We start from the raw sequence: 25,679 nt of genomic DNA, 5'->3' as shown, positions 1-25,679 counted from the left end.
CGCGGGGGCGCCAATCAAGGCGCAAAGCGGAGCCGTCGCAGGGACTACGGCGAGCACTTGCAACGCCGAGTGGCGGCGTTGCGGCGGGATGAGCGGCTGTGCGGGGTCCGTTCACAGCTTCAAAAGTACTCGGCTTTCATGTCGCGGCACAGCGGCTCGCGGCGCGCGACGACGTCCAGCCAGGCGCCGATCTTGGGCAGCTCGTAGGCGAAGAAATAGCGGGCCGCGGCGCGCTTGCCCTGGGCGAAGTCGCTGTCATCGCACACCGCCAGCGCCACGTCCAGCCACAGCCAGGCCAGCACGGTGTGGCCGAAGGCCTGCATATAGGGCACGGCGTTGGCGAGCGCGTCCTCGGGCTGGCCGGTACTCCACGCCTTCTTCGTCGCGCCGCCGACCTGGGCCAGCGCTGCGGCGAGCTGGTTGGCCTGCGGCGCCCAGTCGGTCTGGATGGCGCGCTCGATGGTCCGCTGAACGCGTGCCGCCAGCGCAGCCAGCGAGGCGCCACCCTGCTGCACGACCTTGCGGCCCAGCAGGTCCAGCGCCTGGATGCCGTGCGTACCCTCGTGGATCATGTTCAGCCGCTGGTCGCGCCACAGCTGCTCGACGGGAAAGTCGCGCGTGTAGCCATAGCCGCCCAGCACCTGGATAGCCAGCGAGTTGGACTCCAGACACCACTCGCTGGGCCAGCTCTTGGCGATGGGGATCAGCACGTCCAACAGCGCCTGCGCTTGCGCCTTGTCCTCGCCGGTCTGGAGTTCGTCGACGAGGCGGGCGCAGTACAACTCCAGCGCCAAACCGCCTTCCACATAGCTCTTCTGCGCCAGCAGCATGCGGCGCACGTCGGCGTGCTCAATGATGGGCCGCTGCGGGCTGGCGGCGTCTTTGCCGGCGGCGGTCATGGGCCGCCCCTGCGGGCGCTGCTTGGCGTACTCCAGCGAGGCCTCGTAGCCCGCATAACCCAGCATCACAGCGCCAAGTCCAACACCGATACGCGCCTCGTTCATCATGTGGAACATGGCGCGCAGGCCGTCGCCGGGCCTGCCGACGAGATAGCCGATGGCGCCCTTGCGACCACCCGGCGTGAAGCGGCCTTCGCCGAAGTTCAGCAGGCAGTTGGTGGTGCCGCGGTAGCCCAGCTTGTGGTTCAGCCCGGCCAGCGTCACGTCGTTGCGCTCGCCGGTCAGCTCGGCATTCGCGTTCACCAGCCACTTCGGCACGATGAACAGCGAAATGCCCTTGGTGCCCGCAATGAGCTTGCCGTCGGGCCCGGGGATCTTGGCCAGCACCAGGTGCACGATGTTCTCGGTGATCTCGTGGTCACCGCCAGAGATCCACATCTTGTGCCCGGTCAGCCGGTAGCACGGGCCCAAAGCATCGGCCTCGTCCTCCAACTCCGCCCGGGTCGTGATGTCGGACAGCGACGACCCCGCCTGCGGCTCGGAGAGGCACATGGTGCCGAACCAGCGGCCGGCGAACTCGTTCTTGGCGAACACCGCGCGCTGCAGCGGCGTGCCGTGCGCCATCAGCAGGCTGGCGTTGCCGGAGGTGAGCATCGCGTAGCCGCCCAGCGCCACGCTGGCCTTGCTGAAGAAGGCGTTGCCGGCCATCTCGATGACGCAGGGCAGCTGCATGCCGCCTGCGTCGTAGTCCTGCGCCGCCGCGAGCATGCCGGACTCGGCATAGGCCCTCGTCGCGTCGTGCGTGGCCTGCGGCAGGTGCACGCGCTCGCCATCGAAATGCGGCTCCTGCGTGTCGGCCAGGCGGTTGTACGGCGCGAACTTCTCGCGGGCGATGCGTTCGCAGGTGTCCAGCACGGCGGAGAAGGTCTCGGCCGAGTGCTCGGCGAAGCGCTCACGTGATGTGAGTTCGCCGGCCTTGAGCCAGTCGAACAGCAGGAAATCCAGGGTCTCGCGCATGCGCACTCCCTCATCATTGAGGCAGGGCCAAGCCCCGCCGACTCATCCAGCAGAGCCCGCAGATCCGGCTTTACCGGGCTGCGCGGCTCGCCCCCTTGAGGGGGGGGAGGCTGGACACAAGGAGTCCTGAGGACTCGTTGTGCCTGCCGAACGCCAAGGCCTCTGGCCTTGGCACGGCGAAGCCGGTAGGGGGTGGGCTAGATCACTTCGAAGACGCCGGCCGCACCCATGCCGCCGCCGATGCACATGGTCACGCAGACCCGCTTCGCGCCACGGCGCTTGCCCTCGATCAGAGCATGGCCCGTCAGGCGCTGGCCCGACACGCCGTAGGGGTGGCCCACGGCAATCGCACCGCCGTTGACGTTGAGGCAATCCATCGGGATGCCCAGCGTGTCGGCGCAGTACAGCACCTGCACGGCGAAGGCTTCGTTCAGTTCCCACAGGTCGATATCGGCCACCGTCAGGCCCAGCTTCTTCAGCACCTTCGGGACCGCGAACACGGGGCCGATGCCCATCTCGTCGGGCTCGCAGCCGGCGACGGCAAAGCCGAGGAAGCGACCCAGCGGCTTCAGGTTGTGCGTGGAGGCGTACTGCTCGCTGACGAGGGCGCAGGCGCCCGCGCCGTCGCTGAACTGGCTGGCATTGCCGGCGCTGATGACACCGCCGGGCAGCGCCGTGCGCAGGTCCTTGATGCCCTCGAAGGTGGTGCCCTCGCGCAAGCCTTCGTCGGCGCTGACGGTGACTTCCTTGGACATCAGCCCCATCACCTTGTCGGCCACGCCCATGGTCGTGGTCACCGCGATCATCTCGTCAGCGAACTTGCCGGCGGCTTGGGCGGCGCAGGCCTTCTGCTGGCTGCCTGCGCCGTAATGGTCCATGCGCTCGCGCGAGATGTTGTAGCGCTTGGCCACGTTCTCGGCGGTCTGCAGCATGCTCCAGTAGATCTCGGGCTTGATCTTCAGCAGCGCCGGGTCCGTCAGCATGTGCTTGTTCATTTCCTGCTGCACGCAGGAGATGCTCTCCACACCACCGGCGATGTAGACATCGCCCTCGCCCGCGATGATGCGCTGCGCCGCCATCGCGATGGTCTGCAGGCCGCTGGAGCAGAAGCGGTTGATGGTGACGCCGCTCACCGTGACCGGCAGGCCTGCGCGCAGCGCGATCTGGCGCGCGATGTTGGCGCCGGTGGCGCCCTCGGGGTTGGCGCAGCCCATCAGCACGTCTTCGATGGCGCCGGCCTCGATGCCGGCCCGCTCGACGGCGGCCTTGACGGCATGGCCGCCCAGCGTGGCGCCATGGGTCATGTTGAACGCGCCCTTCCAGCTCTTGGTCAGCGGCGTGCGGGCGGTGGAGACGATCAATGCGTTGCTCATGTCTTGTTCCTTGTCAGTCGCGCTGCGATCAAGTGAAGCTCTTGCCTTCCGCCACCAGGCGGGCCAGCAGCGGTGCCGGCGTCCAGAACGCGCCGTCGTCCATCGGGTTCTTCGCAAAGCGCTTCATCGCCTGCACGACGTTGAAGAGGCCCAGCGTGTCGGCGTAGCACATCGGGCCGCCGCGCCACATCGGGAAGCCGTAGCCGGTCAGGTAGACCATGTCGACGTCGGACGCGCGCTGGGCGATGCCCTCTTCCAGCAGGTGCGCCGCCTCGTTGACGAGCGCCAACACCAGGCGGTGCACGATCTCGTCGTCGCTGATGTCTCGCTGCTTCGCGCCGATGGCCTCGCGGTGTTTGGCCAGCATCTCGTCGACCACCGGCGACGGGATCGCGTCGCGCTTGCCGGGCTGATAGTCGTACCAGCCCGCACCCGTCTTCTGGCCGAAGCGGCCCAGCTCGCACAGGCGATCGGCGCTGGCCGAGTACTTCATGCCGGGCTTGTCGACGTAGCGACGCTTGCGGATGGCCCAGCCGATGTCGTTGCCGGCCAGATCGCCCATGCGGAACGGGCCCATCGCGAAGCCGAACTTCTCGACGGCCTTGTCCACCTGCTGCGGGCTGCAGCCTTCATCCAGCAGAAAGCCGGCCTGGCGGCTGTACTGCTCGATCATGCGGTTGCCGATGAAGCCGTCGCAGACGCCGGACACGACCGCCGTCTTCTTGATCTTCTTGCCCACCGCCATCACCGTGGCCAGCACGTCCTTGGCCGTGGCCTTGCCGCGCACGACCTCCAGCAGCTTCATCACGTTGGCCGGGCTGAAGAAGTGCATGCCCACCACGTCCTGCGGGCGCTTCGTGAACGACGCAATCTTGTCGACGTCCAGCGTCGACGTGTTGGAGGCCAGGATGGCACCCGGCTTGGCGATGTCGTCCAGCTGCTTGAACACCGCCTCCTTGACGCCGATCTCCTCGAACACCGCCTCGATGATGAGGTCGCAGTCCTTCAGCGCGTCATAACTCAGCGTGGTCGACAGCAGCGCCATGCGTTGTGCGTACTTGTCTTCCTTCAGCTTGCCCTTCTTGACCTGGGCTTCGTAGTTCTTCTTGATCGTCGCGACGCCGCGATCCAGCGCTTCCTGCTGGGTCTCCAGGATCGTCACCGGGATGCCGGCGTTCAGGAAGTTCATCGCGATGCCGCCGCCCATGGTGCCGGCGCCGATGACGCCCACCTTGGCGATGGTGCGCAGCGGCGTGTCCTCGGGCACGTCGGCAATCTTCGAGGCCACGCGCTCGGCGAAGAACAGGTGGCGCAGCGCCTTGGACTCGGGCGTCTGCATCAGCGCCGCGAAGCCTTCGCGCTCGGCGCGCATGCCGTCGTCGAACTTCAGGTTCACGGCGCCGGCCACAGCCTCCAGGCAGCGCAGCGGTGCGGGGAAGTTCTTGCTCATGCCGCCCACCATGTTGCGGGCGAACTGGAAGTAAGCCTCGGCGTTGGGGTGACGAGCCTTGAGGTCGCGCACCTTGGGCAGCGGCCGCTTCTCGCAGACCTCTTCAGCGAACTTGACGGCGGCGTCGACGACGTCGGCATCCACGACCTTGTCGAACAGCTTCTGCCCCGGAACCAGGGCCAGCATCTGCGCCTCGACGGGCTCACCGCTGACGATCATGTTCAGCGCAGGCTCCACGCCCAAAGCGCGCGGCAGGCGCTGCGTGCCACCGGCGCCCGGCAGCAAGCCCAGCTTCACCTCCGGCAACGCGACCTTGGTGCCGCTCTGCGCCACACGGTAGTGGCAGCCCAGCGACAGTTCCAGCCCGCCCCCCATGCACACCGAGTGGATGGCCGCCACGATGGGCTTGCTGCAGTTCTCCACCAGCGCGATCAGGCTCAGCAAATTGGGCTCGGCCAAGGCCTTGGGCGAGCCGAATTCCTTGATGTCCGCGCCGCCGGAAAACGCCTTGCCGGCCCCGGTGATGACCAGGGCCGTGATGGCCGGGTCGGCCTCGGCACGCTCCACGCCAGCGGCGACGGCCGCGCGGGTGGCGAACCCCAGGCCGTTGACCGGGGGGTTGTCGAGCGTGATCACGGCGATGGCGCCGCGAACTTCGTAGTGAGCTGTCATGGGCACGACCTCGGTTGACGGGTCGTGCCGCGTCTCCAGCAGCCGACCCAGAAAATAGAACGACCGTTCGATTCTAGGCAGCGCCCGTGACGCCCCCTTGTCCCGGCAGTGACAAGGCCGTGCGGTGCAGCGTCAGCTGCGTGGCATCACTTCCGTATCCTTGAAGTCCATGATGCGTTCCAACGGCTCCGCGCCATCCAGCATGGCCTCCGCCAGAAGCCTCGCCTCCTGCACAGCGTCCGGCGCTTCGGCAGGCTCGGCCACCGGGCTCGGCGCGGGCCGCGCGGCCTGACGCAGTTCATGGTTGTCGCGCTGCAACTGCTCGACCTGCCTGCGCGCCTGCGTCAGCTGCTGCGCCGAAAACTGCCGCGCCTGCTCCATTTGCTGCCGGCGCTGCTCCTCGCGCTTCAGTCGGGCCGTCAGCCAACCGTACGCCCCGCCCCCGGTCAGCATGCTCCCAAACACCAGGCCGCCCAACATCGGCAGCCACACGCTGTTATTCATTGATTTACCCCCATCCAACGACACGGCAAATGTAACTGCGCAGCCCGTGTGTGGCTGCCAGGATTTCCCTCTGCCGCGCCCACGCCACACCGGGCGAACGCGCTACACAAAGCAGTCACGCGGCAAACCCGACGCCGCCCACCGTGCAAGCCACAATGCCTCCGCCATGAAAACGCTGCTGTCCCTCTTCACCGCTCCCGAGCGTCGCCAGATGTGGCGCTATGTGTTCACCGTGCTGCTCGCCGTGGCCAGCTGGCTGGCGCTCTCGGGTGCGCCGCCCAAGACCGTCGACACCGGCTGGGACAAGGCCAACCACGCGCTGGCCTTTGCGTCGCTGGCCTTCACCGCAGTCTGGGCGTTCTGGCCGCAGCCGCCGCAGTGGCGCGTGCTTTTCGCGGTGCTGCTGGCCTACGGCATCGGCATCGAGATCGCGCAGAGCTTCCTGCCGCCCCGTAGCGCGGACTGGCACGACGTGGTGGCCGACGCTGTCGGCATCGTCGTGGGCTTGCTGGCGGCATGGCCGGCCACCGTGCTGGCGCGAAGGGACTAGCGCCCGTCCTACAGTCAGTGCATCTGCACTGACATACCGTTGGCAGCAGATTGCGATACGGTGCCGACCCATGTCGATCACTCTGCTGCCGGACCTGCTCCGCACCACCCGTGCCCGCACGCTGGCCCTGGCCGCGCCGCTGACGGACGAGGATGCGCAACTGCAGTCCATGCCCGATGCCAGCCCGGCCAAATGGCATCTGGCGCACACCACCTGGTTCTTCGAAACCCTGGTGCTGGCCCCGCACCTGAGCGGCTACCGCAGCTTCGACGACCGCTGGCCGCGGCTCTTCAATTCGTATTACGAGAGCCTGGGCCCACGCCACGCGCGCCCGCAGCGCGGCCTGCTGAGCCGGCCGTCGCTGGCCGAGGTCAAAGCCTACCGCGCCCATGTCGACGCCGCGCTGGCCGACCTGCTTGCGCACGCCTCGCCCGGTGTCTCCGCGCTGATCGAGCTGGGCTGCCACCATGAACAGCAGCACCAGGAGCTGCTGCTGACCGACATCCTGCACGCCTTCTCGTGCAACCCGCTGCTGCCGGTCTACGACGCGGCTGCACCTCTGAAGGCCGAAGCGCCCGAGCAGGCCTGGCTGCCGCACCCCGGCGGCATCGTCGACATCGGCCATGCCAGCGACGGCTTCGCCTTCGACAACGAAGGCCCGCGCCATGCCGCGCTGCTCGCGCCGTTCCAGATCAGCAACCGCCTCGTCACCTGCGGCGAGTACGCCGACTTCATCGCCTCCGGCGGCTACCGCGAGCCACTGCTGTGGCTATCCGACGGCTGGGCCGCGGTGCAGGCGCAGGGCTCGCAGCGGCCTCTTTATTGGCTGGAGGACGGCAGCATCTTCGGCCTGCACGGCGTGCAGCCGCTCGACCCGCAGGCACCGGTCATGCAGCTGAGCTTCTACGAGGCCTGCGCGTTTGCCGAATGGGCCGGCGCGCGGCTGCCCACCGAGTTCGAGTGGGAAGCAGCCCGCGGTTTGCCGGGCTTTGCGCAGGCCGCGGATCAGGCCTGGCAATGGACGCGCTCCAGCTACGCGCCCTACCCCGGCTTCAAGGCCGCACCGGGCGCGGTCGGTGAGTACAACGGCAAGTTCATGGTCGGCCAGCAGGTGCTGCGCGGCGGCAGCCTGGCCACGCCGGCAGGCCATGCACGGCCGAGTTACCGGAACTTCTTCCCGCCAGCAGCGCGCTGGCAATTCAGCGGTGTGAGGCTTGCACGATGAAACCAGGACTTGATTGGCGCCAGCCCCGGGCTTCGGCCGAGAACGAGCAGTTCGCTGCCGACCTGCACGCGGCGCTGAGCCGCTCGCCCAAGGCCATCTCGCCCAAGTACTTCTACGATGAGACCGGTTCCCGGCTCTTCGAGCAAATCTGCGAGCTGCCGGAGTACTACCCCACCCGCACCGAGCTCGCGCTGCTGCAGACGCACGCCCGCGACATGGCGGCCCAGTTCGGCCCGCAGGTGCAGCTCGTCGAATACGGCGCCGGGGCGTTGCGCAAGGTGCGGCTGCTGCTGGACGCCATGCCGCTTGATGCCGTGCAGTTCGTGCCGGTGGACATTTCCGGCCCCCACCTGCTGGCCGCCTGCGACGGTCTGGCGGCCGACTACCCCGGCCTCGCCATCCAGCCACTGGTGGCCGACTTCACCCGGCCACACACGTTGCCGCCCTGCTCGGCCGGCACACGCCGCGTCGGCTTCTTCCCGGGCTCCAGCATCGGCAACTTCACGCCCGCCGAGGCCGACGCCTTCCTGCGCCTGGCCGCGAACGAGTTGGCCGGCGGCGGCCTGCTGATCGGCATCGACCTCGTGAAGGATCACGACGTGCTGCACGCGGCCTACAACGATGCGGCCGGCGTCACGGCGGCCTTCAACCTGAACGTGCTGACCCGCGCGCGCGACGAGCTGGGCGCCGAGTTCCCGGCCGATGGCTTCGCGCACCTGGCCTTCTACAACCCCGCCTACTGCCGCATCGAGATGCACCTGCAGGCGAGAAGGCCGCTGGCGCTGCGGCTGGGCGGCGAGACCTACGGCTTCAACGAGGGCGAGACGCTGCACACGGAGCACTCGCACAAGTACACCGTCGACGGCTTCCAGGCGCTGGCCGCCCGAGCGGGGTTCAGACCGGGCAAGGTGTGGACGGATGAGAATGGGTGGTTTGCGGTGTTGTGGTTGGAGGCAGCCTGCGCAGAGTAGTCACTACAAAGAACACTGCAGCTTCACACTTTCTCGCTCTCCGCGTTCCGCCAATGCCTCTGCCAGAAGCGAAATACCGTCTCCTGAGAGACGCAATCCCGCCGTATGCCCGCGAGGGATGAAGTCCAGATGGCGGCGATACCACTGGACTTCCAAGAGTCGAAGATTCACGTTGGCGAGTTCGCCCAAATCGAACGGCTGGAGGTTTGGCATTTCCCCGACAAGCTTCGACTTGCGCAAGGCAGTGAAGACGGTGCCAACAGGAATGTCCTGGTACTCGTTGCGGCCGATGATCAAACCATCAGTCAGGATCGTCTCGACGTCAAAGTAGCAGTTCGGCATACGGCTGAATGATGCTTCAAATCGCCAGTCGCTCCCTCACTCCATCCGCCTTCATGTCGACCCCGCGACCGCGCATGACGATCTCGCCGCGCTGCATCAGCAGGTACTGGTCGGCCAGTTCCTCGCAGAAGTCGTAGTACTGCTCGACCAGCACGACGCACAGGCCCTTGTCGTGGGCCAGGTGCTGGATGACGCGGCCGATGTCCTGGATGACGTTGGGCTGGATGCCTTCCGTCGGCTCGTCCAGCAGCAGCACCTTCGGGCCGGGCGCCAGCGCGCGGGCGATGGCGAGTTGCTGCTGCTGGCCGCCGGACAGGTCGCCGCCGCGGCGGCCGCGCATCTTGTCGAGCACGGGGAACAGTTCAAACAACTCCTTGGGCAGCGGCGTGCCGGCGGGCTGGCTGGCCAGCCCCATCTGCAGGTTCTCCATGACCGTCAGCCGCCCGAAGATCTCGCGGCCCTGCGGCACGTAGCCGAGACCGGCACGCACGCGCTGGTGGGTCTTGAGCTTGTCGATGCCCTCGCCGGCCAGCGTGATGCTGCCGGACGTGACGGGCACGACGCCCATCAGGCTTTTCAGCAGCGTGGTCTTGCCGACGCCGTTGCGGCCCATGACGACCGTGATCTCGCCCGGCTTCAGCTCAAAGCCCAGGCCGCGCAGGATGTGCGAGCCGCCGTAGTGCTTGTGCAGGTCTGCAACTTCAAGGATGGACACGGTCAGGCTCCGAAGATCGGCATGGCCGGCGCAGCGCCGCCCACATCAAGCGATTCACGCGGATCCGGCTCTGCCGGGCAGCCGTGAGTGCCCCCTTGAGGGGGCCGGCGCAGCCGGTACGGGGTGGGCTGTCCTCATCGGCCAAGGTACACCTCAATCACTTTTTCATCCGATTGAACGGCGGCCATCGTTCCCTCGGCCAGCGTCTTGCCTTCATGCAGCACGGTCACCGTGCGGTGCGCGCCGGCCAGCGTCGCGACGAAGCTCATGTCATGCTCGACGACCACCAGCGAGTGCTGGCCTTCCAGGCTCAGGAACAGCTCGGCCGTGCGCTCGGTCTCTTCGTCAGTCATGCCGGCGACGGGCTCGTCCAGCAGCAGCAACTTGGGGTCTTGCGCCAGCAGCATGCCGATCTCCAGCCACTGCTTCTGGCCGTGGCTCAGCAGGCCGGCGACGCGTTCGCGCTCGTCGGCGAGGTGCACGGTCTTCAGCAGCTCGCCGAGCCGGTCGCGCTGCGCGCCGCTGAGCTTCGCGCGCATCGCAAAGCGGGCACGGCGGTCGCCGGCCAGGGCCAGCTCCAGGTTCTCGGCCACGGTCAATGCCTCGAACACCGTGGGCTTCTGGAACTTGCGGCCGATGCCTGCGCGGGCGATGGCTGCCTCGTTCATCTGGCGCAGGTCGAGGTTGCTGCCGAAGAAGACGCGGCCGCTGTCGGGCCGGGTCTTGCCGGTGATGCAGTCCATCGTCGTCGTCTTGCCGGCACCGTTGGGGCCGATGACGCAGCGCAGTTCGCCCACGCCGATGGTGAAGCTCAGGCCGCCCAGCGCCTGGAAGCCGTCGAAAGCGACCTTGAGGTCTTCGACGTAAAGCGCCACGCCCTGGTTGAAGATGGGCTCGCCGGCCGTGGCGATGCGGGTCAGCGCGCGCGAGTGCGCCTCGGCGCCGGCTTCGAGAAGCTCTGGAGTCATTTCTTGAACCTCTTCGCCAGCCCCATCAGGCCTTGCGGCAGGAACAGCGTCACGGCGATGAAGAGCCCACCGAGGATGTAGAGCCAGCCCTCGGGCCAGACGGCCGTGAACACCGACTTGGTGCCGTTGACGAAGAAGGCGCCGAACACCGGGCCGATCAAGGTGCCGCGGCCACCGACGGCCGCCCAGATCGCCATCTCGATACTGGCTGCCGGGCTCATCTCGCCCGGGTTGATGATGCCCACCTGCGGCACGTAGAGCATGCCGGCCAGCCCGCACATCATGGCGGAGATGACGTAGGCGCTGAGCTTGTAGGCCACGGGGTCATAACCGAGAAACCGCACGCGCCCTTCGGCGTCGCGGATGGCCTGAAGGATGCGGCCCCAGCGGCTTTGCGTGAGCCAGCGCGCCAGCAGGTAGCAGCCGATCAGCGCCACGCCGCTGGCGATGCACAGACCGACCTTCATGCCCGGCGACGTGATGGCCAGGCCGGCAATGCGCTTGAAGTCGGTGAAGCCGTTGTTGCCGCCAAAGCCCGTCTCGTTGCGGAAGAACAGCAGCATGGCGGCCACGGTCAGCGCCTGCGTGATGATGGAGAAGTACACGCCCTGGATGCGCGAGCGGAAGGCAAAGTAGCCGAACACCGCGGCCAGCAGCCCCGGCACGGCCAGCGCGAGGATGACCTGCGCGACCAGCGAGTCGCTGAGCGCCCAGTGCCAGGGCAGCTCCTTCCAGTTCAGGAAGACCATGAAGTCCGGCAGGTCCGACTGGTACTGCCCGTCGCGGCCGATCTGGCGCATCAGGTACATGCCCATGCCGTAGCCACCGAGCGCAAAGAACAGTCCGTGGCCCAGCGACAGGATGCCGCCGAAACCCCAGATCAGGTCCAGCGCCAGCGCGCAGATGGCGAAACACAGGAACTTGCCGAGCAGCCCGACGTAGAACTCGCTCAGGTGCAGCGCATGCCCCGGCGGAAAGGCCAGGTGAAGCAGCGGCACGAGCAGCACCAGGGCCGCGAGGGCGATGAGCAGCGCCTTCTTCATTCGACGCTCCGGCCCTTGAGGGCGAACAGGCCTTGCGGCTTTTTCTGGATGACCAGCACGAGCAGCAGCAGCAGCGCGATCTTGGCGAGCACGGCGCCCTGCCAGCCTTCCAGCAGCTTGGACAGCACACCCAGGCCCAGCGCGGCGTAGACCGTGCCGGCCAGCTGGCCCACACCACCCAGCACGACCACCATGAAGGCGTCGACGATGTAGCTCTGGCCCAGGTCGGGGCCGACGTTGCCGATCTGGCTCAGCGCGCAGCCGGCCAGCCCCGCGATGCCCGAGCCCAGTGCGAAGGCCAGGGTGTCGACCTTGGCGGTGTTGACGCCCACGCAGGCCGCCATGCGGCGGTTCTGCGTGACGCCGCGCACCATCAGCCCGAGGCGTGTCTTGGCCAGCAGCGCGGCCATGCCAATGAGCACGAGCGCCGCGAAGGCGAGGATGGCGAGGCGGTTGTAGGGCAGCGTCAGGTTGGGCAGCAAGGCCCAGCCCCCCGACAGCCAGGCCGGGTTCTCGACGGCCACGTTCTGCGCGCCGAACAGCGTGCGCACGGCCTGCATGAGCACGAGGGAAATGCCCCAGGTCGCCAGCAGCGTTTCCAGCGGCCGGCCGTAGAGCCAGCGGATCACGCTGCGCTCCATCGCCGCGCCGACCAGCGCGGCGGCCAGAAAGCTGGCAGGCAAGGCCAGCCACAGGTAGTAATCGAAGGCGGCAGGCGCCCAGGTGCGAAAGGCCTGCTGCACGCTGTAGGTGGCGTAGGCGCCCACCATCAACAGCTCACCATGGGCCATGTTGATGACGCCCATCAGGCCGTAGGTGATGGCCAGGCCCAACGCCACCAGCAGCAGCACGGAACCCAGGCTCAGGCCGGAGAACAGCAACTGGGCACGCTCGCCCCAAGCCAGGCGGTCGCCGATGTCGGCCACGGCCTTTTGCATGGCGGCCTTGGCGCCGGGGTCGGTTTCGCTGCCGAGCTTCTCCAGCAGCAGCGCGCGTGTGGCGGGGTCGGCACTGCCGGCCAGTTCACCGGCCGCCGCGCGACGCTGGCCGGGATCGGCCGAGGACAGCTTGGCGCCGGCCACCAGCGCCTTGAGCTGCTCGCGCAGCCCGGCGTCGCTCTCTGCGGCCAACGCCCGCTCGAACAGCGACAGCTTGGCGGCATCGGCATCGTCGCGCAGCGTGGCCAGCGCCCGGGCGCGAACGTCACGGTCGCGGGACAGCAGGTCCAGCCCCGCCAGCGCGCTCTCGATCTCGCGGCGCATGCGGTTGTTGAGCATGGGCTCCTCGGCATCGGCCGGCGCCACCGCGCCCTCGGCAATGACCAGCGCCTGCCCGCCCTTGACCCGCACGCGGCCGTCCTGCAGCGCACGCAGGAAAGGCCCCAGTGACTCGTCACCCGCCGCCAGCGCCTGCTGCAGCGCCGCGACGCGGTCATCACTCTCGCCCGCCGCGATGCGCGACGCCAGCTCCGGCGCCAAGGCCCAGGCCGACAAGCCGCAAAACGCGAACAGGCATCCCAGAAGAAGTCGTTTGATCATGAAGATCCAAGCGAACGGACCAGCGCCGTGCGAACGCACGCGCGCTCCTCAAGCAGCCGCCGTGGAACTGGCTTTGCCAGGCCACTGGCGGCGCCCCCTGGGGGGAGGCGCCTTGGCGCCTCGGGGGGTCTTATTTCGCCGGCTCGTCCTTCTTACCCTTGTTCTCGGGGATGTAGGGGCTCCACGGCTGGGCCTTGACCGGGCCGGGCGTCTTCCACACCACGTTGAACTGGCCGTCCGCCTTCACCTCGCCGATGAAGACCGACTTGTGCAGGTGGTGGTTCTTCGGGTCCATCGTGGACGTGATGCCCGACGGCGCCGTGAAGGTCTGGCCGGCCATGGCGGCGATGACCTTGTCGGTGTCGGTGCTGCCGGCCTTCTTGACGGCTTGCGCCCACATGTTGATGCCGATGTAGGTGGCTTCCATCGGGTCGTTGGTCAGCGGCTTGTCCTTGTGGCCGGCAATGCCCTTGGCCTTGGCGTAGTCGCTCCACTTCTTGATGAAGGCGTCGTTGGCCGGGCCCTTGATGGACATGAAGTAGTTCCACGCGGCCAGGTGGCCCTGCAGCGGCTTGGTGTCCACGCCGCGCAGCTCTTCCTCACCCACGGAGAAGGCCACCACCGGCACGTCCGTCGCCTTCAGGCCCTGGTTGCCCAGCTCCTTGTAGAAGGGCACGTTGGAGTCGCCGTTGATCGTCGACACGACGGCGGTCTTCTTGCCCTCGGAAGAGAACTTCTTGATCTTGGCGATGATGCTTTGATAGTCCGCGTGGCCGAAGGGCGTGTAGTCCTCCATGATGTCCTCGTCCTTGATGCCCTTGCTGTGCAGGAAGGCGCGGAGGATCTTGTTGGTGGTGCGCGGGTAGACGTAGTCGGTGCCCAGCAGCACGAAGCGCTTGGCGCCGCCGCCGTCCTTGCTCATCAGGTATTCCACGGCGGGAATGGCCTGCTGGTTGGGGGCCGCACCCGTGTAGAACACGTTCTTGCTCAGTTCCTCACCCTCGTATTGCACGGGGTAGAACAGCAGCGAGTTGGTCTGCTCGAACACCGGCAGCACGCTCTTGCGGCTGACCGACGTCCAGCAGCCGAACACGACGGCCACCTTGTCCTGCGAGATGAGCTGCTTGGCCTTCTCGGCGAACAGCGGCCAGTTGGACGCCGGGTCCACCACCACCGGCTCCAGCTTCTTGCCGAGCAGACCGCCCTTGGCGTTGATCTCATCGATGGCCATCAGCACCGTGTCCTTGAGCACGGTCTCGGAAATGGCCATGGTGCCGGACAACGAGTGCAGCACACCAACCTTGATGGTGTCCGCAGCGAAGGCAGCAGGCGCGAACAGGCTGGCGGCAGCGGCCAGGGCGAGGGCGGAACGACGAAGCATCAGGAAACCTCCGTAGTGGGTATGAGGGGTAGCCAGTCCCCTGCAGCGCAAGCCCCGTGCCAGGCGCGCGCACTTCATCACGCCGCGCCACACCGCTTTGGCGGCATCGCGCGCCGCAAAATCCGCCCTCACTCAGTGCGCACGCACCACAAGCATCCCGCCCGAACGGCTCAGCGCACCGGCATGAGACGCCCTGCCCCGCATTGAGTCAGCGCGGCGCTTGGGATCAGAGCGCCGGCAGGATGCGCCCGTCGCAGGCGCCGAAGCCGACGCGCCGAAACCCCGGCTTCTCGGCATACGCCCGCAGCCCCAGCTCGTCGCCATCCAGCAAGAAGGTGCGCTGCTCGCCGTTGGGCAGCGTGAGCGGCTGCTTGCCGCCGGCCGTCAGCTCCAGCAGCGACCCCGCCTCCTCGGGCTGAGGGCCGCTGATGGTGCCGGTACCGAGCAAGTCGCCCGGCTGCAGGTTGCAGCCGTTGCTGGCGTGATGGGTGAGCATCTGCGCGAGCGACCAGTAGGCGTGGCGCAGGTTGGAACGCGACAGCCGCACCGGCGCGGCCATGGCGGGCGTCCGCAGCCAGATTTCCAGCTCGATGTCGAACGCGGCCTGCGCGCGGTGCGTGGGCGAATCCAGATAGGGCAAGGGCTGGGGGTCGCCCTCGGGCCGGGTGAACGGCAGGCGGAAAGGCGCCAGCGCCTCCATCGTCACGATCCAGGGCGAGATGGTGGTGCCGAAGCTCTTGGCCAGGAAGGGGCCGAGCGGCTGGTATTCCCAGGGCTGGATGTCGCGCGCGGACCAATCGTTGAGCAGCGTCAGGCCGAAGGCATGCTCGTCGGCCTCGTCGATGCCAAACGGCTCACCCAGCGCATTGCCCGGGCCCACGAACAAGCCCAGCTCCAGCTCGCAGTCGATGCGGGCACTGGCCTTGAAGACGGGCGCGTCGGCATCTGGCGGCTTGACCTGCCCCCGCGGGCGCCGCAGCGGCGTGCCACTGACGACGACGGACGACGCACGGCCGTGGTAGCCGATGGGCACCCACTGGTAGTTGGGCAGCAGCGGGTTGTCCGGCCGGAACAGCCGGCCAACGGCGCGGGCGTGGTGGATGCCCGTGTAGAAGTCGGTGTAGTCGCCGATGCGGCAGGGCCGCGTGAATTCGGCATGGGCCTGCGGCAGCAGCGCCACGGCAGGCGCGCCTTCCTTCAGCGTGTCGAACAAGCGGTGGCGCAGCGCGCGGCGCTCGGTGCCCCGGCGCGCCATCAGCGCATTCATGTCCGTGATGCCCCAGCCCGACAGATCCAGGATCTGGTCGCCAATGCCGACGCCAACGCGAAACGGCTCCAGCGAGCCGAGGCTGCGAAAGGCACAGAACGGCAGGTTCTGCAGCGGGAAGTCCGTGGCGGGGTCGTTGGCGGCGGCAACCCAGGAGCGGGCGGCGGCGTCGTGGGTGTGGTCGAGGGTGGTCATGCGTTGAAGTCGTCTTTCAGGCCCTGCCAGCAATCGGCGTAGCTCGTCTCCAGTGGCGCGTCGCTCAACGCCCAGGCGGTAGGCAGGAGCGGCCAGCGGGTCTCGAACATGAAGGCCAGGGTGTGGTCGAGTTTGTGAGGTTGGAGGTGGGCACCGCTGGCCTTGTCGAAGGCCTCGCTGTCGGGGCCATGCGGCACATAGCTGTTGTGCAGGCTGGCGCCGCCCGGCTTGAAGCCCTCGGGCTTGGCGTCGTACTGCCCCAGCACCAGGCCCATGAACTCGCTCATGACATTGCGGTGGTACCAGGGCGGGCGGAAGGTGTCCTCGGCCACCATCCAGCGCGGCGGGAAGATCACGAAGTCCACGTTGGCCCAGCCCGGCGTGTCGCTGGGGCTGGTCAGCACCGTGAAGATGCTGGGGTCCGGGTGGTCGAAGCTGACGGTGTTGATCGCCATGAAGCGCGCCGTGTCCCAGCGGTAGGGCGCCAGGTTGCCGTGCCAGGCGACGACGTTGAACGGGCTGTGGCCCTGCGTGGCGCGCCACAGCCGGCCACCGTAGCGCTTGACGACCTCGTACTCGCCGGCCGCCCCATCGAACCAGGCCACCGGCGCCTCGAAATCGCGTGGGTTGGCCAGGCCGTTGGAACCGATGGGCCCGAGCTCTGGCAGCCGGAAGGCCGCGCCGTGGTTCTCGCAGACATAGCCACGCGCGCTGCCGTCCAGCAGATCGACCTTGAAAGCCAGGCCCCGCGGCACGAGGGCGATCATGCCGGGCGCGACATCGAGCCGCCCCAGCTCCGTCGTCAGCCGCAGCCGCCCCTGCTGCGGCACGATCAGCATCTCCGCGTCGGCGTTGACGAGGGCGCGCCGGCCCATGTCGCGCGTGGCGGCATAGGCCAAGGCTGCCATGCCGCCGAGGCCCGGCTCGCCGTTGACGGCGTAGCTGCGCAGCCCGTCGACGAAATCGCCTTCGGTCGCCGCCAGCCAGGGGCCCCAACGCAGCGGGTCGGGCGGCGCGTGCTCGCCCTGCGCCGCGCCGGTCTTCCACCCCGCGTGAGCCAACGGCGCATAGCCGCCAACGACGACCGAAGGCCGCCGCCGGTACAGCCAGGTCCGCTGGTTGGCGGCACGCGGTGCGGTGAACGCGCTGCCGGACAACAGCTCTGCATACAGCCCATGCGGTGCGCGCTGCGGGCTGTTGCGCCCGATCGGCAAGGCGCCCGCCACGGCCTCGCTGCTGTGCTGGTTGCCAAAGCCGGTGAGGTACGTCAGTTCGGTAATCAGTTCGGTCGTGCCCATATGGGCACCAAATTTACTCATTGCGAACGGATTCAGCAATATAGAATTTTCCGCATGACGGACGGCAGCACGCCCCGCGAGCCGCGGGGCATCCAGAGCATCGAGGTTGGCGGCCAGTTGCTGCTGGCCCTGGCCCACCAGGGCCGCCCCATGGCCTTGAAGGACCTGGCCCGCAACGCCGGCATGACGCCCGCCAAGGCCCACCCCTACCTGGTGAGCTTCATCAAGCTGGGCCTGGTTGAGCAGGACGGTGGCAGCGGGCCTTACGGCCTGGGGCCGCTGGCGCTGCAACTGGGCCTCATCAGCCTGCAGCAATACGACCCGGTGCGGCTGGCAACGCCCGTCATCGAGGAACTCGCCCGGCAACTGGGCCACACCGTGGCCATCGCCGTCTGGGGCACACGCGGCCCGACGATCGTTCGCGTCGCCGAAGGCCCGACACCCGTGCACATCAGCATGCGCCATGGCACGGTGATGAGCCTCGCGGGCACGGCCTCGGGGCGACTCTTCTCCGCCTGGCGAATGGCCGATGCCGCCGCGCTGGGCGAACCGCTGCCCGACGACGCGACGCTTGAAGCGGTGCGCCAAGCCGGGCTGGCCACCTCACGCGACAGCGTGCTGCCCGGTATCAGCGCGGCGGCCGCCCCCGTGTTCGACGCGGCAAACCACCTGGCCCTGACGATCACCGCCATCGGCCCCAGCGCCAATTTCGACACCGCCCTCGACGGCACCCTGGCTCAAACGCTGCGCCAGGCCGCCCTGTCGCTGTCGCGCAAGCTCGGTCACTGACTGCAAGCTTCGCGACAGGCTTGTTTGGCGGGGTCCAAGCAAACTAATTTTGCAATTTATCGGCAAATTGCATTCCATTCTGGTGCGCCGCACGGGCCTTTCGCGTCAATCAATCCCCTGTGGCACCGGAATGCGGCAAAAGCCAATTCATTCACCCAAATTGTCGTTACATATATTTCTGCAAAGTTAATATATGTTAAGCAGTTTATATATTTGGTGAATTGCATCGGTTGCGGCGCACAGCGGCGGTGCACGGGAACGAAACTTCGTTCCAAATCAACGCGCTAGCGAATAGATGAGCGCACCAGAAGTGCAACACACCAAAGATAAGTAGTTTCCCTAGTCACCTGGTGTTTCTACCCCCCAGCAGAATTTGACCGCCAGCCAGTGCCCCGAACGGGTGCGTAGTTTTAGGCTGAGCTGTTGACGGGCCATCTGTCCGTCAATGTTTTCTGGAGTAGAAATGCACACCCCTCACTCGCGCACCAAGCTGGCAGTCTCAATTTCCGCCATCCTGGTTTCCGGCCTGGCCACCTCGGCCGCTTACGCACAAGACGCCTCGACGCAAACGCTGGAGCGCGTCGAAATCACCGGCTCCGCCATCCGCCGCATCGACGCCGAGGGCGCGCTGCCGGTGATGGTCCTCAAGAAGGATGACATCGCCAAGACCGGTGCCACCAGCACGGTCGACCTGCTGCAGCGCCTGTCCACGGTTCAGGGCGGCACGCCCGAGGCCGGCTCGGTCGGTGGCAGCACGTTCGGCTTCTCCGGCGTGTCGATCCACGACGTCGGCGAAACCCGCACGCTGGTGCTGCTGAACGGCCACCGCCTGTCGCAATTCGGCGGCCAAACGCTGACCGGCTTCGCGGCTGGCTTCGACCTGAACGGCATCCCCGTCTCCGCCATCGAGCGCGTGGAAGTGCTGACTGACGGCGCCTCCGCGCTGTACGGCTCCGACGCCATCGCCGGCGTGGTGAACTTCATCACCAAGCGTGACTACCAGGGCGCAAGCATCACGGTCGGCGTCTCCACGCCCAAGGACGGCGCCAAGGAAAAGCGCGCAAGCATCAGCGCCGGCTTCGGCAACCTCGACACCGACGGCTATAACATCGGCGTCACTTACGGGCACGACGAGCGCACGGCGCTGAAGGCAACGTCGCGGTCCTATGCCTCGACCGGCAACCTGCTCTTCTCGGAAGGTGGCAAGACCTACCGCTCGCAGAACTCCTCGGCCAGCTCGATCCCGGCCAACGTGGTCGATGACAACGGCAACCTCATCAGCCCCTACCTGATCAAGAACGGCTCGTGCCCCACGAACACCTTCCGCGTCACGGACGGTAGCGACGACTACTGCGGCTTCGACTACGTCAGCACGCTGGAAATCTACCCGGTTCGCAAGCGCGACTCGCTGATGACCTCGGCCACGGCCCGCGTTGGCACGCACGACCTGTTCGCCGATGTGCTGATGTCGCAGACCAAGCAGACGTCGCGCATTGCTCCGGTGCCTGGTGGCGTTCCCGTCACGGCCGGCTCGGCACTGTTCAACCAGTACCTGGCGCCGCTGGGCATCACCCAAGACACGACCGCCTACTACCGTGTGAACGACCTGGGCTGGCGCACGAACGAGGACAAGGCCAAGTTCCTCGACATCGCCATCGGCTCGCGCGGCACGTTCGGCACGATCGACTACTCCGCCACCTACACGCACTCCAAGTCGGACGTGAAGGGCAATATCTCCGGCTACCCGGGCGCCCTCGCACTGTCGAAGCTGACCTCCTCGGGCTTGATCGATCCGTTCGTCCTGAGCGGTCAACAGTCCGCTGACGGCCAGAAGGCGCTCGACAGCATCGCCTACAAGGGCTACTGGGACGGCGGCGCGGCCACTCTGGACACCATCCAGACTCAGGCCTCGACGGCCATCGCCACGTTGCCGGCTGGCGAAGTGACGCTGGCGGTCGGCTCGAACTTCAACAAGGAGAAGTTCGAATCCAAGCCCAGCCTGTTCGCACAAGGCCTGCTGTCCGACCCGGTCACCGGCACGCTGTGCGACCCGGCCAAGGGCCTCGAGTGCAACCAGCGCTTCGGCGATGCGGCCGCCATGGTGCCCTACACCGCCAAGCGCAATTCCTGGGGTGTGTTCAGCGAAGTCAACGTCCCCGTGGTCAAGGGCCTGGACCTGACAGGCGACGTCCGTTATGACCGCTTCTCGGACTTCGGCGGCGCCTCCACCGGCAAGCTGAGCTTCCGCTTCACGCCCACCAAGACCTTCCTGCTGCGCGGCTCCGTGGGCACCGGTTTCCACGCGCCCAGCGTGCCGCAAGTCAACGCCGCGCTCCAGTCTTACGGCGTGACGGAAGACCCCTACACCTGCACGGCAGCGCTGCAACAGATCGCCACCAGCCTGAGTGCACAGTGCCAGCCTGGCAAGAAGCAATATGACGTGCTGGCCAGCGGCAATCCCGACCTGAAGGCGGAACGTTCCAAGCAGGCCACGCTGGGTTTCCGCATGGAACCCACTCGCTCCATCTCGGTGGGCCTGGACTACTGGTGGGTCGGCATCCGCGACGCGTTCGGCCAACTGGACGAAGAAACGGTGTTCAAGAACCCGCTGAAATACGCAGGATCATGGTCCACGCAGAAGGACATTGCCACCGGCGCCACCTACCTCGCGTTCAAGAACGACAACCTCAACCTGGGCAAGTTGTTCAAGTCGGGCCTGGACCTGGACGCCACCTTCCGCGAGAAGTTCGGCTTCGGCAAGGTCACGTCGCAGATCCAGGCGACCTACATGCTGCGCTCGCGCTTCCAGTACGAGCAGAACGGTGACTACTTCAGCAACCTGGGCGACAACACGACGGGCAGCATGGCCTTCCGCTGGAAGGGTTCGTGGCGCAACACCGTGGCGATGGGCGCCTGGGAGCACACGCTCGGCATGAACTTCAAGTCGGGCTACCACGACGCCGAGACCGAGGTTCAGGAGCTGGATGCCGCGGGCAACGTCGTCAATCCGGCGGCCGTGGTGCGCCTGCGCGCCAAGGCCTACTACACCTTCGACTGGCAGACCACCTGGAACATCAACAAGACCATGAGCCTGAGCGGCGGCGTGCTGAACCTCGGCGACAAGGCGCCTCCGTTCGTGCTGAACACGACCGGCGGCCAGCAGGTGGGTTACGACGCCAACCTGTACGACCCGCGCGGCCGCACCTGGTACCTGAACGGCACGGTGCAGTTCTGAGCCCCTTGATCTAGAGGCTGCTTCACGCCTCGTTTCGACAAGCCCCTCCCCACCCGGCGAGGGGCTTTTTCATGGGCGACAGCACCGCCTTTCACGCGCCACAGAGCGCCGTATTCATGTCAAACACCACCGCACAGGGCCTTGCTCAGTCGCTCCAGGAGGCGCTGGATCTGCATCAAGCCGGCGCCACGCAGCGCGCCCGCCTCCTCTACAGCCAGATCCTGGACGCCCAGCCCGACCACCCCGACGCGGCGGCCGGCCTTGCACGCATCGCGCTCGACGAGCAGCGCCGGGACGATGCGGAGCGCGCGCTTCGAGCAGCGGTGGCCAGCCACCCGGCACACGAAGATGTCGTTGCGATGCTGTCCTCCTTGCTCGCCACGTCGGGGCGACTGCCAGAGGCCGTGCGCCTGCTCGAAGGCGCAACACGGCACGCCCCTGACGCGCCACTGGCCTGGCTGCTTCTCAGCACGGCCCGAAGCCGCCTGGGAGATGCGCACGGCAGCCTGCGTGCCGCGCATCAGGCCATCACGCGCGCGCAGCAGGCGGGCCAATGGCTCGACGAATCCACCACGCCGCGCCACCTGATCGCCGCCGTGGCAGATGCTGCGCAACGCGTCCGCGCGGGCCGGCGCGAGCTGTTTTTCGGCGCGTACGAGGATCTGCGCACCGAGCACGGGGGAGCCGCGCTCGCGCGCATTGACCAGGCATTGCGCGGCTACCTGAAGGAGATCGACCTGCGCCCGCCCCATCCTCGGCAGCGCCCGCGATTCTTCTACGTGCCCGACTTGCCGGACGCCCCCTACCAGGACCCAGGCCTGAACCCCTGGGCTCGCTCGCTTCAGGGCGCGTTTGCACAGATTCGAGACGAGGCCTTGCGGGTCGTGCGCGAGGACGCCGCGTTGCCGGAGTTCATCAAGCCCGCCGCCGGCCAGTCGATGAGCAACTACCTGGGCGGTGACTCGCCCACGCCAAGCTGGCAGGCCTTCTTCTTCTATCGTCGGGGCAAGCGCTACGACGAGAACCACGCCCGCTGCCCCAAAACCAGCGCATTGCTTGAGTCGATCGATCTGTGCCGCATCCGGGAGCAGGCGCCCGAAATATGCTTCTCCGTGCTGCGGCCACGAACCGTCATCAAGCCCCACTACGGCGTCACCAATGCCCGCCTGGTGACGCACCTGCCGCTGGAGGTGCCGCAGGACTGCGCGCTGAACGTGTGCGGCATCGAAGCACGCGCCTGGCGTGAAGGCGAACTGCTGATGTTCGACGACACCTATGAGCACGAAGCCTGGAACCACTCCGAGCGCACGCGCATCATCCTGCTCATGGACTGCTGGAACCCGCATCTCACACCGGTGGAGCGGCAGGCTTGCCGGCAACTCATCGAGATGATCAGCACCTTCAGCCCACAACACCCGGAAGACTGATTCGTGTGATTGCTTGTCTGCGGCAGCCAATGAGTGGCGCGAACCGTGCACGGGTTCGCGCAGGCGATGCAGGAACTGCAGGCGGCGTGACCCGCCCAGACGAGACGGCCTGGCCGGCGCGCCCCATGTGAACGACTCATGAATCACGCGCGGCGCCTGGCTCACCACCGCGGATTGATGAGTCCAGTTCATAGCGCCATGCGCGGTGTGCCGGCTAGTGCTGCGTGGTCACCGTCCCTAAAGTGCCGGACTTCTGCGCGACGCCGCTCACGCCGTCGCCCCGCATTGCGGCTCCGCGCCGCGTGCCGCGAACGCTTCCATCGACCTCCATCCTGCCTGCGGCATCCCGGCCGCCGGGCCGGGCTCATCTTTGTCCGCCGTGACTCCGCACACACCGTCGACCGACACCTCCCCCGCGCCCAAGGGCAATGCCTGGAGCGCCGTGGGCTCCATGACGCTTTGCGTCGCCATGCTGATTGCCTCGGAATTCATGCCGGTGAGCCTGCTCACGCCGATTGCGTCGGACCTGCACGCCACCGAAGGCATGGCCGGCCAGGCCATCGCCATCTCAGGGCTTTTCGCGGTCGCGACCAGCCTCATCGTGGCAACCGTCGCCAGCCGCTTCGACCGTCGGCATGTGCTGATCACGCTGACCGGCGTGATGGTCGCCTCGCTCGCCCTGATCGCGCACGCGCCCAGCTTCAGCATGCTGATGGTGGCCCGCGCGCTGCTCGGCATCACGATTGGCGGCTTCTGGTCGCTGGCCACCGCCACCATCATGCAACTGGTGTCGGCGCCACAAGTACCGCGTGCGCTGGGCGTCATGTACATGGGCAATGCGGCGGCGACGGCGCTGGCCGCCCCCGCCGGCACGTATCTGGGCCACATGATGGGCTGGCGCGGCGTGTTCTGGCTGCTAGTCCAGCGGATCAGTGAAATCGGTGGTGCGTGAGCCCCTGGCCAACCGCAATCAAGGCGCAAGCGTGCGGGCGTGTAGGCACCCGGCAAGCGCTTGCAACGCGGAGTGCGGCTGGCCAGGGACTCACCCTTCGGGCAGGGGGCAGGCCGGGCCGGCCGCGTCGTTGCAGCGCTTGCCAAGGCGGCCAGCCTTGGCTGCGCGCTGCGCCTTGCCGCCAGCCCGGCTTGCCTCCTGCGCACCACCGATTTCACCGATTCGCTGGACTAGTACCCCTGGGCCTGCTGACCCTGCTCTGGCAGGCCGTGTCGCTGCCGAAGATGCCGGCTTCGCGCGCCATTGCGCCGTCCCGGATGCTGGCGCTGCTGAACCGCCCGCATGTGCGCGCTGCGATGATCGCGTCGATGCTGACCTTTGCAGGGGCGTTCGCCGCCTTCACCTATTTCCGGCCCTTCCTCGAGACGCGCACCCACGCTTCGGCCACCGAACTGTCCTTGCTGCTGCTCGCCCTGGGCGCCGCCGGGTTCGTCGGCACGTCGGGTGCGACGGCCTTGCTGGCCCGGCGCCTGGACCAGCTGCTCTGGGCCTGCCCACTGATGCTGGCCATCGTGACGGCGAGCCTGATCGAACTGGCGCCCCTCGTGTGGCTGACGGCCGGTGGCCTGGCGGTGTGGGGCGCCCTCAACGCGGCGCTGCCCGTGGCCTGGTTCAACTGGCTGGCGCAGGAAGTCCAGGATGAACCAGAAGCCGGCGGTGGCCTGATGGTGGCGGCCATCCAGCTCGCCATCATGGCCGGCGCGGGCCTCGGCGGCATGCTGCTCGACCATGGATCGGTCGAGGCCACGTTCCTGGGGGGCTCGACGCTGCTGCTCGCTGCAACCGCCATGGCCGCATCGCGTCGACGCCTCCGTGCCACGCCCGAGCGAACCGTCGCAGACGCACCATGAGAGATGGCTTTCAAGACCTCGTCTACTTCATCGCGGTCGCGCGGGAGCGCAGTTTCACCCGCGCGGCCGCGCAGCTGGGCATGTCGCAATCGGCGCTCAGCCACGCGATGCGCGCGCTGGAGGCCCGCATCGGCGTGCGGCTGTTGACGAGAACCACGCGCAGCGTGGCGCCGACCGAAGCGGGCGAGCGCCTGCTGAGGACCATCACGCCGCGCTTTGCCGAGATCGAGGCCGAGTTGCGCGAGGTGCGCTCATTGAAGGACCAGGTGGTGGGCGCCATCCGAATCACGGCGACGGACTTCACGGTGGACCACTATCTGTGGCCCCGGCTTCATCCGCTGCTGGCCCAGCACCCTGGGTTGAGCATCGAGTTGAACGTGGACTACGGGCTCTCCGACATCGTCGCTGACCGCTACGACATCGGCGTACGTCACGGTGACCAGGTCGACCAGGACATGGTGGCGGTGCGCATCAGCCCGGACGTGCCGATGGCCATCGTGGCCCACCCGGACTACCTCGCCGCACACGGGCGCCCGCGCACGCTGCAGGACCTGCTGGCCCACGACTGCATCTGCTTGCGCCTGACGTCGAGCGGGGGCATCTATGCCTGGGAACTTCAGCAGGCTGGCAAGGCCGTGCAGGCGCGGGTGCGCGGGCGGGCCACCTTCAACGGCGTCTACCAGATGGTCGCCGCCGCCCGCAGCGGGGCGGGCCTGGCCTTCGTCCCGCTCGAGTTGGTGGCCGACGACCTGGCCGCCGGGCGTCTGCACGCCGTCATGCCGGACTGCTGCCCCACGTTCCCCGGCTTCCACGCCTACTACCCCAGCCGGCGAGCCAGTTCACGGGCACTGCAGGTCGTGATCGACGCCCTTCGGCATCCCAGCGATTGCGCCTGACCCCATCTTCAACAGGGCGGCGCTCCCTGCTGCATGCATCGCCGGCCTGCCCGCCGAGAAC

The 25,679-nt window shown here is 67.4% G+C and carries 21 protein-coding genes; 9 read left to right on the top strand and 12 right to left on the bottom strand.

What is annotated here, in order from left to right:
• Positions 1-119: 119 nt before the first annotated feature.
• From ACG00X_RS01840 to ACG00X_RS01825, 4 genes are all read right to left on the bottom strand, one after another.
• Positions 120-1,916: an acyl-CoA dehydrogenase gene (locus tag ACG00X_RS01840; RefSeq protein ID WP_394486222.1), complete on the bottom strand. Its 1,797-nt coding sequence runs from the start codon at positions 1,914-1,916 to the stop codon at positions 120-122.
• Positions 1,917-2,113: 197 nt separating this feature from the next.
• Complete coding sequence (locus ACG00X_RS01835) at positions 2,114-3,289, bottom strand: acetyl-CoA C-acyltransferase (protein ID WP_394486221.1); 1,176 nt, start codon at positions 3,287-3,289, stop codon at positions 2,114-2,116.
• Between the two features lie 28 nt (positions 3,290-3,317).
• Positions 3,318-5,411 carry a 3-hydroxyacyl-CoA dehydrogenase NAD-binding domain-containing protein gene (locus tag ACG00X_RS01830; protein WP_394486220.1) on the bottom strand — a complete coding sequence of 698 codons (2,094 nt, stop codon included), beginning with the start codon at positions 5,409-5,411 and terminating at the stop codon, positions 3,318-3,320.
• Positions 5,412-5,543: 132 nt separating this feature from the next.
• The gene (locus ACG00X_RS01825; protein WP_394486219.1) at positions 5,544-5,915 is read right to left on the bottom strand and encodes an HlyD family secretion protein; all 372 of its coding nucleotides are present in this window, start codon (positions 5,913-5,915) and stop codon (positions 5,544-5,546) included.
• Between the two features lie 166 nt (positions 5,916-6,081).
• On the opposite strand from ACG00X_RS01825, the gene ACG00X_RS01820 reads away from it, so the two are divergent.
• The 3 genes from ACG00X_RS01820 (at position 6,082) to egtD (ending at position 8,661) form a co-directional block, all read left to right on the top strand.
• Entirely contained in the window at positions 6,082-6,465 is a 384-nt protein-coding gene (locus ACG00X_RS01820; RefSeq protein ID WP_394486218.1) for a VanZ family protein, read from the top strand.
• Between the two features lie 70 nt (positions 6,466-6,535).
• The gene (egtB, locus tag ACG00X_RS01815) at positions 6,536-7,690 is read left to right on the top strand and encodes an ergothioneine biosynthesis protein EgtB (protein ID WP_394486217.1); all 1,155 of its coding nucleotides are present in this window, start codon (positions 6,536-6,538) and stop codon (positions 7,688-7,690) included.
• Complete coding sequence (gene egtD, locus ACG00X_RS01810) at positions 7,687-8,661, top strand: L-histidine N(alpha)-methyltransferase (protein ID WP_394486216.1); 975 nt, start codon at positions 7,687-7,689, stop codon at positions 8,659-8,661. The genes egtB and egtD overlap by 4 nt, the downstream gene beginning before the upstream one ends.
• A gap of 3 nt (positions 8,662-8,664) precedes the next feature.
• Here egtD and ACG00X_RS01805 read toward each other — a convergent pair whose 3' ends face one another.
• The 8 genes from ACG00X_RS01805 to hmgA form a co-directional block, all read right to left on the bottom strand.
• Positions 8,665-9,003 (bottom strand): hypothetical protein, encoded by a 339-nt coding sequence (locus ACG00X_RS01805; protein ID WP_394486215.1) that lies wholly within the window; start codon positions 9,001-9,003, stop codon positions 8,665-8,667.
• 16 nt (positions 9,004-9,019) lie between these two features.
• Entirely contained in the window at positions 9,020-9,712 is a 693-nt protein-coding gene (urtE, locus tag ACG00X_RS01800) for an urea ABC transporter ATP-binding subunit UrtE (RefSeq protein ID WP_394486357.1), read from the bottom strand.
• 140 nt (positions 9,713-9,852) lie between these two features.
• On the bottom strand, positions 9,853-10,686 hold the full coding sequence (gene urtD, locus ACG00X_RS01795; protein ID WP_394486214.1) for an urea ABC transporter ATP-binding protein UrtD: 834 nt from the start codon (positions 10,684-10,686) through the stop codon (positions 9,853-9,855).
• A complete protein-coding gene (gene urtC, locus ACG00X_RS01790) occupies positions 10,683-11,729 on the bottom strand; it encodes an urea ABC transporter permease subunit UrtC (protein WP_394486213.1) in 1,047 nt (348 codons plus the stop codon). The genes urtD and urtC overlap by 4 nt, the downstream gene beginning before the upstream one ends.
• Positions 11,726-13,267 (bottom strand): urea ABC transporter permease subunit UrtB, encoded by a 1,542-nt coding sequence (gene urtB / locus ACG00X_RS01785; protein ID WP_394486212.1) that lies wholly within the window; start codon positions 13,265-13,267, stop codon positions 11,726-11,728. Before urtB ends, urtC begins: the two co-directional genes overlap by 4 nt.
• 130 nt (positions 13,268-13,397) lie before the next feature.
• On the bottom strand, positions 13,398-14,648 hold the full coding sequence (gene urtA, locus ACG00X_RS01780) for an urea ABC transporter substrate-binding protein (protein WP_394486211.1): 1,251 nt from the start codon (positions 14,646-14,648) through the stop codon (positions 13,398-13,400).
• A 226-nt stretch (positions 14,649-14,874) separates the two neighbouring features.
• Entirely contained in the window at positions 14,875-16,110 is a 1,236-nt protein-coding gene (fahA, locus tag ACG00X_RS01775) for a fumarylacetoacetase (RefSeq protein WP_394486210.1), read from the bottom strand.
• Positions 16,107-17,429 (bottom strand): homogentisate 1,2-dioxygenase, encoded by a 1,323-nt coding sequence (gene hmgA, locus ACG00X_RS01770; RefSeq protein ID WP_394486209.1) that lies wholly within the window; start codon positions 17,427-17,429, stop codon positions 16,107-16,109. Before hmgA ends, fahA begins: the two co-directional genes overlap by 4 nt.
• Positions 17,430-17,462: 33 nt before the next feature.
• On the opposite strand from hmgA, the gene ACG00X_RS01765 reads away from it, so the two are divergent.
• The 6 genes from ACG00X_RS01765 to ACG00X_RS01740 all read left to right on the top strand — a co-directional run bounded on the left by ACG00X_RS01765 (position 17,463) and on the right by ACG00X_RS01740 (position 25,618).
• A complete protein-coding gene (locus tag ACG00X_RS01765; protein ID WP_394486208.1) occupies positions 17,463-18,197 on the top strand; it encodes an IclR family transcriptional regulator in 735 nt (244 codons plus the stop codon).
• 463 nt (positions 18,198-18,660) lie between these two features.
• Positions 18,661-21,432, top strand: a complete 2,772-nt coding sequence (locus tag ACG00X_RS01760) for a TonB-dependent receptor plug domain-containing protein (protein ID WP_394486207.1) — start codon at positions 18,661-18,663, stop codon at positions 21,430-21,432.
• Between the two features lie 71 nt (positions 21,433-21,503).
• On the top strand, positions 21,504-22,859 hold the full coding sequence (locus ACG00X_RS01755; protein WP_394486206.1) for an aspartyl/asparaginyl beta-hydroxylase domain-containing protein: 1,356 nt from the start codon (positions 21,504-21,506) through the stop codon (positions 22,857-22,859).
• A gap of 379 nt (positions 22,860-23,238) precedes the next feature.
• On the top strand, positions 23,239-23,811 hold the full coding sequence (locus ACG00X_RS01750) for an MFS transporter (protein WP_394486205.1): 573 nt from the start codon (positions 23,239-23,241) through the stop codon (positions 23,809-23,811).
• 317 nt (positions 23,812-24,128) lie between these two features.
• Positions 24,129-24,722, top strand: a complete 594-nt coding sequence (locus tag ACG00X_RS01745; protein WP_394486204.1) for an MFS transporter — start codon at positions 24,129-24,131, stop codon at positions 24,720-24,722.
• Entirely contained in the window at positions 24,719-25,618 is a 900-nt protein-coding gene (locus tag ACG00X_RS01740; RefSeq protein ID WP_394486203.1) for a LysR family transcriptional regulator, read from the top strand. The genes ACG00X_RS01745 and ACG00X_RS01740 overlap by 4 nt, the downstream gene beginning before the upstream one ends.
• Positions 25,619-25,679: the final 61 nt, after the last annotated feature.

Source organism: Pelomonas nitida, from assembly GCF_043555975.1.
In the GTDB taxonomy this organism is placed as follows: Bacteria; Pseudomonadota; Gammaproteobacteria; order Burkholderiales; family Burkholderiaceae_C; genus Pelomonas; species Pelomonas nitida.
The sequence above is the reverse complement of the archived record's forward strand: the minus strand, read 5'-3'. Positions and strand labels throughout refer to the sequence as shown.